The following is a 13,606-nucleotide window of genomic DNA, read 5'->3' on the forward strand; positions in this document are numbered from 1 at the left end:
GTTTTATTCAATCTCTTATAACGATCCTTTAGCAGTGAATCACCAGCATGAATAATAGCCAGCAACTTCAAACGCGTCAAAATACTATTAATCAGTTATTTGCAGCTCCAGTGCGTTTGCTCGCGCCTATGGAAGGCTTGACCGATCCTTTGATGCGCCAAATCTTAACCCAAATTGCGTCTGACTTGGATCGTCCTTATGATTGGTCGGTCAGTGAGTTTATTCGCATCACTCAGCATGTCTTGCCTGCGCATGTTTTTTATAAATATGTGCCTGAGCTACATCATGATGCCAAAACGGCCTCTGGCACGCCCATTCATGTACAGATTTTGGGTAGCGAAGCGCAGCTTATGGCCGAAAACGCCGCTTACGCTTGTGAGCTTGGTGCACCTGCTATCGACATCAACTTTGGCTGTCCTGCAAAAACGGTAAATAGCCATCGCGGGGTTCTGTATTGTTAGATGAACCTGAAACCATGTATCAGATTATCAGTGCCGTACGCCAAACCGTTCCCGCTCACATACCAGTATCAGCTAAGATTCGCTTGGGCTACACCGATACCAGTCGCATGGATGATATCCGCGGCGCAATTAACGACAGTGGCGCCGACTGGCTAACCATTCATGCACGCACTAAAACCCAAGGCTATAAGCCGCCCGCCTATTGGGACAAAATTCAAAGTTTTAATGCGCTCGATATTCCAGTCATAGCCAATGGAGAAATTTGGAACTTTGAGCATGCGCAGAACTGTATGACGCAAGCAGGTACACAGCACTTGATGTTAGGTCGCGGCGCAGTAACGCGTCCTGATTTAGTGGCACAGGTTGATAATGATACTGAAAAAGTACTGACAACGGAGATAATACGGCTACATTATTATGGCAAGATTTGATTGCCCATCAGATTAAGTTTTTGGAAGGTGAGGCAAAGAACGATGTGGTGTTAGTCGGACGCTATAAGCAATGGTTAGGTATGCTCACCAAAGGCTATGTTGAGGCACAAACAGTGTGGGAAGGTATCAAACGAGAAAAAATAAAGCGGTGATTATTAGCGCCCTACAAGCAAGCGTACGAAATTAATCACCTGCTTGTATTTGAGCGTTTTGTCAGTTACGGATATTTTTACCAGGGTGTGTCCTCATTTCAAAAATGGAGATAAAAATGAGATAAATTACCGTCAAACGAGAAAAATAGCGTAGATAATATCGAGATACTAGCAAGCGATTTGACGCTGTTTGGCAAAATTTAGCCATTTTTAATCCGTTTAGATAACTGTCGTTTGAATTGAGGGCATGCCCTAGACGCTGACTCGTATCGCTAAATAAAATAGCATTAGACAACATGCCATTGATAATACCCAGAGGATAGAGCGGAACATTGCCAAATTAGTAATATACGCCACACAAAAACCAATTCGTATCATCACATACAGCCAAGCCAATACGTTGATAATCGACTGCGGTACAAAGAATAGCATAGCAACTATCACTGCCGCCAAAAACACTGGCAAGGTTTCATAGCTGTTTTGTTGTGCTGCATTAGCACGTGCTGCCATGCCTGTCACATTTTGAAAAAATTCGCGAGGATGTGCATTATTTCTGATTCTAAAGCCACCAGATACTTTCGCAACGATTGACACCGCCCATGGCAATAGACTTGCTACCACCATGGCCAAAATGGCAGACGCCACTTTGTCAGTTACCAACTCAAAAAATGCACTTATCATTATATAAGTCCCTAGCCTGCAACCACTTCAAAGTCATGGGTGATATTGACCCCACCTGCTACTAGCATACGGCTGGCAGAACAGTATTTTTCTGCTGATAACTGGATGGCTTTTTTCGACTTGTTTTTCTTTGACATCTTGACCAGTGACAACGAAATGCATATGAATATCAGTATAGACCGCTGGTATAGTTTCAGCGCGCTGGGCGGTTAGCTCACAACGTACATCCGTCACTGCTTGGCGTGATTTTTGTAAAATCTCTACGACATCATAACTGGCGCAACCACCTAGTCCTAGCAAAATCAGCTCCATTGGGCTTGAGCCTTTTTCTTTATCAGCATCGATTTGTACATTATGTCCTGATGGTGACACGCCCATAAAAGCTTTGTTCTCTTGCCATATGACGCTTGCTTTTGATTCTGACATTGTAGATGTTCCTTTATTTTAAATGGCGTATTGCCTATTATTATTGTGTGAATGATATATTGCTCAGCTAGTGTAGCACAAGCCAAAGCAAGATTTTATAGGCTCATTGTTTTGCTGTTAGCTCGCCAGTGAACTCTGTACTTTTACCACTTTATACATATCGAAATAGTGAAGTTCGATAGCTTACTAAATAATCGTATCTCCATACGTCTATTACTACTCTTCAACTCTTGCCTAAAAATTCCTCATAAAAACCTACAAAAGTTTGCTCTTAAATAGTTGATTTTAAAAGGTAAAACTCGTGAAACATTTTATAGCAAAATACTGTTACACATTTTGCTTGTTTCTTGGTTTAATAACGGTAATGAATCTTGTTTTGAGCGAATATCGATAACAATCACCTTATAATAATTACGATTGCTGTCACGGTTTCAAGTCAAAACAAGCTATTTTTAAACAAATTAAAAGGTTTAGTCATGATAGATGCAGACGGCTTTCGCGCCAACGTCGGCATCATCTTGGCAAATACACAAGGGCAGGTTCTGTGGGCAAAACGTATTGGTCACAACGCTTGGCAATTTCCGCAGGGTGGTATCGACCGCGGGGAGACGCCGATGGATGCAATGTATCGCGAGCTCTGGGAAGAGGTCGGCTTACATCCGCGTCACGTAGACTTATTGGCAGTCACGCAAGACTGGTTGCGCTATCGTTTGCCAAAACGTTATGTACGTCATGGTCAGCATCCCTTATGTATTGGGCAAAAACAAAAATGGTTTTTGCTACGCTTAGATGAGCCAAATACTCAACATATCCGCTTTGATGAAGGGAAACCTGAATTTGACCATTGGCAATGGGTCAGCTACTGGTATCCACTCGGACAAGTGATTCACTTTAAACGAGGCGTTTATCGTCGTGCCTTGCAAGAATTGGTACGCGAACTCCCCTAAAGCAAGAGCTGATCATTCCTGAGCAAAATAATCATTTGCTTATGTAATGAGTCACTTAATAGTACGATGCAAAACACCCACGATAGTAGCTAGAATGTTAGCAATTACCGTGGGTGTTTTTATTATCTACTAACAGTCATTGTCAGTGATTATCAAACTCTCGGCTAATAATATTCGCCTTATAGTTTGCTCCCGTATCTCTCTCTTTGCGCAACGTTAAGATGCTTTGAGTGCGGGTACCATAAGTAGGTTTACTAGTTTCAGTGTCGCCAAAAGCGACAGGTTCAATATAAACAGACGATAACATCTGCTCTACTTCAAATGCTACGCCAGTAACAGGCAATTTGTCTTCTGGTGCTTTGGTACTATCTGACAAGACATTGAAAGCCGCCGCTTGCCAGTACGCAGGTGAGCTATCCTCTGCAATCAATGGCAGCACCTCTTGACGTAGTCGCCCGCGCAACCGCTCTGTCTTAAACCAACTGTCCTCTGGTTGACCATTAGAGATAACATGTAGACCTGAATACAATGGCGTGGGGCATGACCACGATTATTGACGATCACAGCTTGCGCAGTGTCACCAATGATCAGATTAAAACCCGCATAATCTTGCAAATCAATCTGCCGTGCAAAATCCATTGGACTTAGAGTCCCTGTCAAGAATTCAGTGACCAGTGCGCCTCGCGAGCGCTCATCATTACTTGCCTGCACCCCATCACGAAAATTTAATACCGCAGCCCAACGGCCATTTTGGTGATGATATTCTGGACTCTGCGCTGGTGACGCTTGCTGATGAATGCCTAACCACGTACCACCGCTTTGTTTATCGCGTCCAGCATAAATAGGTTGGTCAGACCACTGGTGGAGCGGCTCAGTTGGGCGCTGCAAAAACTCATCACGGTTAGACAGTAGTACCAGCGGTAACTCATCAAATAATTGCCAAGCAATAGCGACAATACACATAGCTTTCCTTTTATAATAATTTTCGTTATGCGAGTAATTCTTAATAGAGGCAAAGATATTATTTCAGACTTTACCTATTAATAAGGTAGCACTTACAGGCAGTACTTATTAATTGCCAGTTAGCAATTTATTGGCAGGATAACTAATTTGGGAGGTTGAACGTATTACTTGTGATTGTTTACTTGGTAAGTCAAATTCCCACGCTACCATGCCTTGATTGTCATTCCAATCTCGCTCAGTGACAGGCGGCGTATGCGTCACCGCAACCTTTAAAATATCGTCACGACTGATAGGCTCACTGCCCAGTACTTGCAAACGTACGTTGCGATTGTGCTGATTGGTAAATTGATAGGCCTTGGTGGTCGTCAGTGTTTGCATACGGTTTAGCACGCCTTTCTCACCTTGCTTATCTTCACTGGTCAGCTCTTTTACGAGCATATTTGAATCACGACCAAATCCAATCCCCTGCTCTTTTAGCACTTGATAATTATAACGCGACTGACCTACATAGTTGTCATCACGGTACAACTGTAGCGAACCATCGACCCAGTCCGGCGTCAAAAACGGCGCTGACGCATACCAGTAGGCAGCAGTCTCAACACTTGGCGTACTACGAATCCAGAGCTTACTATTACCTGCCTGCTCCCCAATCACTGTGCGTACGCGTCTCCCGTCACTCGGAATACTGACCAACTGCGGTAAACGATACTCGATGATGCCATTTTTGTTTTGGCTACTGACCGTAAAATTCGGTAGCGGTGCCATAGTTACCCCTGCTCCTTTGTTATAAGCAGGCTCTTCCATCATAACAGGGGACGCATCCATCATAGGTAGCTCACGTCTTACTCGGGCATCTGCGCTCTCTTCATACAATGACAGACGCTGCACATACGGCAATTGCCCCGTCGTCCTTTGATTAGGATTAACGGTACTAAGTGTCAGTGGTACGTTTGTCCAGTTCTCGCCAGTTTGCTGAGCGATAATCGCAGATGCTGTGATACCCAATTGATCACTATTTGTGTTTAGGCGAGCTTGATACGTAGGTTCCCAACCTGCACCTTGCACTTGATAATGCAACTTAACGCTGCTTGGCGAGCGGCTTGCCGTACGTACACTCACCTGTGTCACCTTGTTAAAGGTCGATGTCGCGCTGCCTGCCATCAGTTGGTTCAATGCGTCTTGGGCACGCGCTTGTCGCTGTTGAATCTCTAAAATCCTTTGGTTAATACTGGTCGCTTGAGTTTCTATATCGCGGGCATTATTGGCAATCGTACTATCCGTATTGACTTGCGTGGCTTTGGTCAGATTTTGCAAGTAGGCCTTTGCTAACCGTGCCGCTTCTAATTCAGCATTGATATTGGCTAAGGTATTTTGCTGCGTCTGTACCTTGGCGTCACCTTGATATTGGCACTGGGCTGCCTGCTCACCTGTCAACTCTTCGATACTGACTTCCCCAACGTTGACACTACCTGTCGCCTGTACGCTTAGGCTTTCTTTATCCATATAAGGTGACAAGCACGAAAACACCACCGTTTGCTCACCGCTACCTGTGATAGGCAATGCGCGCGTCACGCTCGCCAGCCCCTGATAAATGGTCACTTGCTCGACGCTACTGGTGGCTGCTTGTGCCGAAGACAATCCCAAGATGCCACTACTACCAAGTACAAATGGCAAGATAGCAAATCTGGTCATTTGATTAAGTGGCGGCAATACGCTGCCATGCCCTGTTGAGACAGTCGAATCCGTTAATTGTGCGTTCATACATCATTCCTTAGCAGTAAAATCGATCATGGCAGCCACGCATTGGCTCAACGCGCAAAATAGTAACTATCTTAGAGATATTACCGTAGCCGTTTTACAGGTCTTTGGCAATAAATGCTTTTAGCAAGCAGCATTTTTAGTAAGAAGCACTTCTAACGATAAATTTCTTCATGTGGCAGCTATTCAGTTTTAAAAATTTAGTTTTCTGTATTGCACCATTTTTTTGTTCATCTCCCTTTATGGTGCAGTTTATTAGCCATCCTGCACTAAATTAATGAATATATTAATCAGAACCTAATTATTGCTCAATTATTACTCGATTATTGGCTTTTTTAACTTGGCACGGAACTTGAACTCTTAATAAGTGTTCAGGAGCCATATTTTATCTTTTGTGTTTATTTAGGAGATGTCCATGTTTTCGTTACCAACTTTAGCCAATCCTCAATTTGTTGAGACTCATATGCACGGCAAAATCAAATCACGCTTCTCATTATTAGCGATTGCTGTCGTTGGTAGCTTGAGTCTCGCGGGCTGTCAAAAACCTGCCGAAACTACGGCATCGACAGAGACAACCGCTGAAACGAGTACAGAAACGACCACCGAGCCTGCTGCTGATGGCGACACTATCAAAGTCGGCATACTACATTCGCTGTCTGGCACCATGGCCATCTCTGAAACCTCTCTAAAAGATACCGCGTTAATGACGATTGATGAAATCAATGCCAATGGCGGTGTGCTCGGTAAGCAACTCGAACCAGTCGTCGTCGACCCTGCTTCTGATTGGCCATTATTCGCTGAAAAAGCCCGTCAGCTACTCACTCAAGATAAAGTAGATGTCATCTTTGGCGGTTGGACATCGGTATCACGCAAATCTGTATTACCTGTAGTTGAAGAGTTAAACGGATTGATGTTCTATCCAGTACAGTACGAAGGACAAGAGCAGTCAGAAAACATCTTTTACACTGGTGCGGCGCCCAACCAGCAAGCCATTCCAGCAGTAGAGTACTTGATGAGCGAAGAAGGCGGCGGTGCAGAGCGCTTTGTATTGTTAGGTACTGATTACGTCTATCCACGCACCACCAACCAGATTTTAAAGGCATTTTTGAAATCAAAAGGCGTGGCTGATGCAGACATCATGGAAGAGTACACCCCATTTGGTTTCAGCAATTACCAAACCATCGTATCTAACGTTAAAAAGTTCTCAACGGGCAAAAAACCGCGGTTATCTCGACCATCAATGGCGACTCAAACGTTCCGTTCTATCGTGAACTAGCGAACCAAGGCATCAAAGCATCAGATATTCCAGTCATGGCATTCTCAGTCGGTGAAGAAGAGCTACGCGGTATCGATACCAGTTCTGCTACAGGGGCATTTGGCGGCGTGGAACTACTTTATGTCGATCAAAAACCCGACTAATAGTGCCTTCACCAAACGCTATAAGCAATATGCATTAGACCAAAAACTACCAAATGCTGAAAAAGTCGTGACCAATGATCCAATGGAAGCGACTTATGTCGGTATCAACATGTGGAAGCAAGCTGTCGAAAAAGCAGGTACGACTGATGTCGATAAAGTACGTATTAGCATGGCAGGACAAACGTTCGACGCACCTTCTGGCTATACATTAAAAATGGATGAAGAAAACCATCACCTATGGAAGCCTGTCATGATTGGTCAAATTCGTGCCGACGGACAGTTTGATACGATTTTCAAAACGCCAGAAGTTATCCAAGCCCAGCCATGGAGCGAGTACATTCCTAAATAACTCGTTCTACAAATAAAGCGGTACTGAAAAGCACGTGGATAGTAATTGAATAGTAGGCGGATGGATAAACGACACTAATAACAATCCTAACGCCTATTTTTCACAGTTGTTTTCAACACTTATTCTTAACTTTTAAATAACGCCAAACCTTATCAATACTTCTATCGCTTAGTACGCTAAGCAGTAGTGGCTAAGGGTTTGTTGTCTGTGAAAAACAGGGAGCCGCACATGCAGCACCATACTTTACGCCCGTTTGTAGGGCAAACATCGTCCAAAAATGGAAATAACCCACAAGCATCAGCCAGTGAAGTCATGCAGCATGCGGCTCGTTTTTCAATTTATGCGCCTCTGCGTTTACTTGCATTGATGGCATTATGCATAACAACTTTTACCACCACAGCGTATGCGGATCATGATGGTCAGGTACATGACCACGATACGGATACCGCTCATAGTGAGCAATCGTTGCTCACGCCTGCGAACAAATCTATCTCTATTCAAACCACCTCAGATACCTCAGCAGCAACTTCTACAAGCTCAGGTGACGCCATTCAACAGTTTGTGGCAGGTGATTTTAGTAAGCGCCAAGCCATGCTAAGTGATTGGCCAGGAACCGTTGAAAGTTTAGATAGTTTGGTTGAATTTATTGCCAATGATGAGCTATATCAAGGCAATAGTGGGCAAACGTATTTATTGAATAAAGAAGATCAGCTGTTTACTTATCCTGATAAAAAGAGACTGACGATTGGCCAAGTGATTTATCACAAATTACCCTGACCAATGCCCTACGCTCAGCGCTCATCTTTGGTCAAGCCAAGGTAAAACTAGCATCTGACAAGCCAGCACAGCGCCTACAGGCTGTAGAGATTTTGGCCGACAATATTGACCAAGTAGATCCAGCCATTATTGCGACAGCAGCGGCAAATGAGGATAGCGCTAAAGTCAAAAAGGCACTAACGGCACTACAAGCTCGTATTGATTTTAAAAACGGCGACCTACCTACTCAAATTGCAGCCATGCAAGTACTCGCTGATAGCGACAGCCCGCAAGTATTGGTCGATATCGAGTCTGCTCTCACAACTGATAATTTAGATCCCACGCTTGAAGCGGCACTTATCGATGCAAGAGATAGCGTGTCACGTCGTATCGAAATAAGCACATGGACGGGTCATATTTTCACCGGTATGAGTACCGCTAGTATTTTGCTGCTAGCAGCGCTTGGTCTTGCCATTACCTTTGGTTTGCTTGGCGTTATTAATATGGCGCACGGTGAGCTAATTATGATTGGCGCTTATACCACTTATATGGTTCAAAACTTCTTTCAAGCTTATATACCGAATATGGCAGGTTGGTATTTGCTTGCTGCTATTCCGGCTGCTTTTTTAGTCAGCGCTGTCATCGGCATGATTATTGAGCGCATTGTCATTCGCCCACTATATGGTCGTGAGCTAGAAACCTTACTGGCGACCTTTGGCGTCAGTCTGATTTTGATGCAATTAGTACGGATGATTTTCGGTGCGCAGAACGTTGAAGTCAGTAACGTGGCATGGCTCAGCGGTGCGTATCAAGTGTCATCAAGTTTGGTACTGCCTTACAACCGTATTGCTATTATTGGTTTTACCGTCATTGTCGTGGCGCTACTGGTGTACTTACTTAACAAAACGCGCTTTGGTTTGTTTATACGAGCCGTTACCCAAAATCGCCAAATGGCACGTGCTGTCGGTATCCCCTCTGCACGTATCGATATGATGGCATTTGGGTTGGGCTCTGGACTGGCTGGTATGGCTGGCTGCGCCCTTGCCCAAGTCGGCAACGTGGGTCCTGATCTGGGACAAACCTATATCATTGATACGTTTTTGGTCGTCGTCGTTGGCGGTGTCGGACAAGTATGGGGTGCAGTATTGGCCGCCTTGGGACTTGGTATTAGCGGCACGGTACTTGAGATTGGTATCGGTGCGGTATTGGCAAAGATTGTGTTGTTGGTTCTTGTGATTCTGTTTATTCAGAAACGGCCACAAGGTTTATTTGCACTCAAAGGCCGCTTTGTCGAATAAGGAGACTCCTATGATACTGACCAAATTATTGTCTGATACACCGCGTAGTGCTGTTTTAATTGGCTTATGTTTTGCCGTACTACTCATACTGCCTTGGCTACATCTGATGCCAGAGACTTCAGCCTTTCACCTTTCAGCCTACTGGATTACCCTAATTGGCAAAATAATGGCTTTAGCCATGGTGGCTTTGGCACTAGATCTCGTCTGGGGCTATGCCGGTATTTTGAGCTTGGGACATGGCTTGTATTTTGCTTTGGGTGGTTATGCGTTTGGCATGTACCTAACACGTGAGACAGCAGGCGACGCGCTTCCTGACTTTATGCGATTTTTGAGCTGGACTGAGATGCCATGGTATTGGGCTGGCACGCAGCACTTTTGGTGGGCAGTCGTACTGGTCGTATTAGTACCTGGCTTGGTTGCGTTTATATTTGGTTTCTTTGCTTTTCGCTCCAAAATCAAAGGCGTTTATTTTTCTATCATCACCCAAGCTATGGTCTATGCAGCAGCCTTGCTGTTCTTCCGTAATGAGACAGGCTTTGGCGGCAACAATGGCTTCACTGGTTTTACCACCTTACTCGGCTATGACATTACCGCTGCCTCTACACGCTCAATGCTGTGCTTTGTCACGGCCTTAGCATTGTTAATCTCTTATATGGGTTTACGTCATTTAATGAATCAGCCTTATGGGCGAGTACTTGGTGCGATTCGTGATAGCGAAAACCGCTTGCAGTATTTGGGCTACCGTACGTTGTGGTACAAGCTATCCGCTTGGGTATTATCCGCCGTCATCGCTGGTATCGCAGGTGCGCTATATGTGCCACAAGTAGGCATTATCAATCCGAGCGAGATGAACCCTGTGAACTCAATTGAGATAGCCGTCTGGGTAGCAACTGGTGGTAGAGGAGGCTTAATTGGCGCAATCTTAGGTACTGGTGTGGTAAACGCGGTAAAAACCTACTTTACGGTCGCCTACCCTGAGTTTTGGCTATTGATATTAGGTGGACTGTTCGTCGTCGTGACGTTGTTTTTACCCAATGGCATTATGGGCTTGTTCGATCGATTCAAAAAGGAGAAGCAATAATGCTAAATGATAAACCGTCAACGACTGAGCAAATTATTAATGAGTATGGACGTAATCATGGCGGTACTGGCCGCAGTCACCCAAAGCCATCAGGCGTCGATTTTAGCCATGGCATTGCATTATATTTAGAAGATTTAAGTGTTTGGTTTGATTCGTTTCGCGCACTCAACAATCTGTCACTCTATATCGAAGAAGGCGAGCTACGCTGTATCATCGGCCCCAACGGCGCTGGCAAAACCACACTAATGGATGTCATTACAGGTAAAACCCGCCCTACCGAAGGCAGCGTGTTTTTTGGTCAGACTCACAACCTTGCCAGCTTATCTACCGAACAAATCGCTGAAGCAGGTATCGGCCGTAAGTTTCAACAACCTACTGTCTTTGAGAATTTTACGGTAATGGATAATCTGTTACTTGCCGCGCCGAAAGACAAACGTGTGGTCAAGAGCTTATTCAATAAACTCGATGCCGATACTCGCGATACCCTCGACGCGACTCTACAGCAAATTCGCCTGACTGACAAAATCAACAAACCTGCTGGCTTGCTCTCTCATGGGCAAAAACAGTGGTTAGAGATTGGCATGCTACTAATGCAAAGCCCCAAGCTGATTTTGCTTGATGAGCCTGTGGCCGGTATGACTGATGCAGAAACTGAACATACCGCCGAGCTGTGTCTACGCCTTAAGAAGAACCATACCTTAGTAGTGGTCGAACATGACATGACCTTTATCGATGCCATCAGTGAAAAAGTCACAGTATTGGCACAAGGGGCGATTTTGGCCGAAGGTACGTTAGCTGAAGTGCAAGCTAATGAGGCAGTGATTGAGTCCTACTTAGGTCGATAGCCGAAAAAATCATCTAGACGAGCCAAACGAATATTCCCTTTAAAATATTAAAAAAGTTTTAGAGTTTAGGAGACAGCCATGTTACAAGTGAACGATATCAACCAGTATTACGGCGGCAGTCATATTTTACGAGATGTCTCGTTTACAGCACCTGTAGGCGCATGCAGCGTGGTACTTGGACGTAATGGCGTGGGCAAAACTACTCTGCTTAAATGCCTGATGGGGATACTACCGATTAAATCAGGAGAGATTTTGCTCAATGATAAAGACATCAGTAAGATGTCGTCCGAGCAGCGGGTACGAGCAGGTTTGGCTTATGTACCACAAGGTCGTGATATCTTTTCGACACTGACCGTAGAAGAAAACATCTTAATTGGTATGGCTAAGTTTTCACGTAGTAAAGCAAAACACGTACCCAAGCATTTATACGATATTTTTCCAGTACTCGATGAGATGAAATATCGACGTGGTGGTGATTTATCTGGTGGTCAGCAGCAGCAACTTGCCATTGCGCGCGCCTTAGCCTCCGAGCCGACTGTGTTAATTTTAGATGAGCCAACTGAGGGTATACAGCCTTCTATCATCAAAGATATTGGCCGAGTACTACGTGACTTGGCTGACAAAGGTGACATGGCCATTGTACTGGTTGAGCAGTTCTATGAATTTGCCGAAGAGCTTGCTGACAATTACACGGTACTATCACGCGGCAAGGTAGTCTCACAAGGCGCAGGCGATACGATGGTCGAAAACAAAGTACAAGACTTAGTCGCCATCTAGCTGCATTTACTTAGCTATATTTGCTTAACTGCGTTTATTTACGAACACTTGGTAGTGACCGCTTAAAACAACAGAAATCACGCTTTTATTCTGAGCTAGTAGCTACCAAGATTACATATCATCACGAAAACACTCCTTAATTAAAGTCACTTTTTTCACCTCACTTCTTATCTTTTTTGGCTCTTAGCCTATACATTCTGTACCATCTCAAAAACTCAAATTACCCATATACTCTGATTAGCACCAGAGCAATTATGTATGCCCAGCGAACGAAATTTGCTATTATAGTCAGCATTTTATTATCAATATTATGATGCCCTTATGATGATCCATCCTCAGTACGATCCTGTAGCATTAGCAGTTGGGCCTGTCGAAGTCCATTGGTATGGGCTGATGTATTTGTTGGCATTTGCCGCCTCCTACGGACTGGCGTGGTATCGCAGTACCAAGCGTGAAGGCTGGACGACAGATATGGTCTCAGACCTAGTGTTCTTTGGCGCACTTGGTGTGATATTAGGTGGCCGTGTCGGCTATGTATTGTTTTATCAGTTCGGTGAGCTACTCCAAAACCCTGCCTATCTGTTCAAGGTCTGGGAAGGCGGTATGTCATTCCATGGCGGCCTGATTGGTGTCATGTTGGGTATGCTGTATTTTGCTCGCAAATATAAGAAGACACCTTTCCAAGTGCTCGATTTTGTCGTTCCCTGCGTACCAACTGGTTTATTGTTCGGACGTATTGGTAACTACATCAATGCCGAGCTATGGGGCCGCGTTTCTGACGGTGGCTACAACTGGTTGACCTACTTCCCGCAGGCCGCTAGTGTTGATATGCAGCAGCTACAAGCCAATCCTGCGCTACAAGATCTGATGACTGAGGTCAATGGCCAGTACCTGTTGCCTCGTCACCCGTCGCAACTGTATGAAGCCCTTGCAGAAGGTCTACTGTTGTTTCTATTCTTGTGGTGGTACTCATCGAAGCCCCGTCCTCGTATGGCAGTGACTGGTGTCTTTATGCTTGGTTATGGCTTTAGCCGCTTTATCATTGAGTTTTTCCGCCAGCCAGACATCGACCAAGGATTCATCTTGCTAGGCTGGATGACCAAAGGTCAGATACTAAGCGCCCCAATGATAATTATCGGCCTGTTCTTGATCGGTTACGCCTATAAACGCGGCATCTACGACTGGGGTAAGCAAGCTGCTTATTAAGCCTACCCTTTTGTGATAAAGGTTGATGATTTAAAATAGGGTCTGCTATCAAAACG

At 44.8% G+C, this 13,606-nt stretch carries 9 protein-coding genes and 4 pseudogenes; 8 read left to right on the forward strand and 5 right to left on the reverse strand.

The genetic code is table 11. The annotated features are described in order from the left end of the window. Positions 1-128: 128 nt before the first annotated feature. Positions 129-1,044: pseudogene (locus ACOBWA_RS14040) on the forward strand (tRNA dihydrouridine synthase). Between the two features lie 252 nt (positions 1,045-1,296). On the opposite strand, the gene ACOBWA_RS14045 reads toward ACOBWA_RS14040, so the two are convergent. Beyond that, entirely contained in the window at positions 1,297-1,725 is a 429-nt protein-coding gene (locus tag ACOBWA_RS14045) for an MAPEG family protein (RefSeq protein ID WP_414559463.1), read from the reverse strand. 11 nt (positions 1,726-1,736) lie between these two features. Next, a pseudogene (locus tag ACOBWA_RS14050) lies at positions 1,737-2,151 on the reverse strand (OsmC family protein). A gap of 476 nt (positions 2,152-2,627) precedes the next feature. Here ACOBWA_RS14050 and ACOBWA_RS14055 point away from each other — a divergent pair. Continuing rightward, positions 2,628-3,098, forward strand: a complete 471-nt coding sequence (locus tag ACOBWA_RS14055; protein WP_353670547.1) for an RNA pyrophosphohydrolase — start codon at positions 2,628-2,630, stop codon at positions 3,096-3,098. A gap of 142 nt (positions 3,099-3,240) precedes the next feature. On the opposite strand, the gene ACOBWA_RS14060 is transcribed toward ACOBWA_RS14055, so the two are convergent. The 3 genes from ACOBWA_RS14060 to ACOBWA_RS14070 form a co-directional block, all read right to left on the reverse strand. Beyond that, complete coding sequence (locus ACOBWA_RS14060; protein ID WP_420229716.1) at positions 3,241-3,627, reverse strand: NRDE family protein; 387 nt, start codon at positions 3,625-3,627, stop codon at positions 3,241-3,243. Continuing rightward, positions 3,525-4,061: an NRDE family protein gene (locus ACOBWA_RS14065; RefSeq protein WP_420229717.1), complete on the reverse strand. Its 537-nt coding sequence runs from the start codon at positions 4,059-4,061 to the stop codon at positions 3,525-3,527. The genes ACOBWA_RS14060 and ACOBWA_RS14065 overlap by 103 nt, the downstream gene beginning before the upstream one ends. 108 nt (positions 4,062-4,169) lie before the next feature. Next, a complete protein-coding gene (locus ACOBWA_RS14070) occupies positions 4,170-5,822 on the reverse strand; it encodes a DUF4139 domain-containing protein (RefSeq protein ID WP_420229718.1) in 1,653 nt (550 codons plus the stop codon). A gap of 460 nt (positions 5,823-6,282) precedes the next feature. Between ACOBWA_RS14070 and urtA the strand changes: the two are divergent. The 6 genes and pseudogenes from urtA to lgt all read left to right on the forward strand — a co-directional run bounded on the left by urtA (position 6,283) and on the right by lgt (position 13,550). Next, positions 6,283-7,587: pseudogene (gene urtA / locus ACOBWA_RS14075) on the forward strand (urea ABC transporter substrate-binding protein). Positions 7,588-8,076: 489 nt separating this feature from the next. Beyond that, positions 8,077-9,641, forward strand: a pseudogene (gene urtB, locus ACOBWA_RS14080) (urea ABC transporter permease subunit UrtB). A gap of 10 nt (positions 9,642-9,651) precedes the next feature. Next, positions 9,652-10,722: an urea ABC transporter permease subunit UrtC gene (urtC, locus tag ACOBWA_RS14085; protein WP_420229719.1), complete on the forward strand. Its 1,071-nt coding sequence runs from the start codon at positions 9,652-9,654 to the stop codon at positions 10,720-10,722. Next, entirely contained in the window at positions 10,722-11,567 is an 846-nt protein-coding gene (gene urtD / locus ACOBWA_RS14090; RefSeq protein WP_420229720.1) for an urea ABC transporter ATP-binding protein UrtD, read from the forward strand. The genes urtC and urtD overlap by 1 nt, the downstream gene beginning before the upstream one ends. A 78-nt stretch (positions 11,568-11,645) precedes the next feature. After that, a complete protein-coding gene (gene urtE, locus ACOBWA_RS14095; protein ID WP_420229721.1) occupies positions 11,646-12,344 on the forward strand; it encodes an urea ABC transporter ATP-binding subunit UrtE in 699 nt (232 codons plus the stop codon). Between the two features lie 321 nt (positions 12,345-12,665). Then, a complete protein-coding gene (gene lgt, locus ACOBWA_RS14100) occupies positions 12,666-13,550 on the forward strand; it encodes a prolipoprotein diacylglyceryl transferase (protein WP_420229722.1) in 885 nt (294 codons plus the stop codon). The last annotated feature ends 56 nt before the right edge of the window (positions 13,551-13,606 follow it).

It is taken from the genome of Psychrobacter sp. ER1 (genome assembly GCF_048631835.1).
Lineage (GTDB): Bacteria > Pseudomonadota > Gammaproteobacteria > Pseudomonadales > Moraxellaceae > Psychrobacter.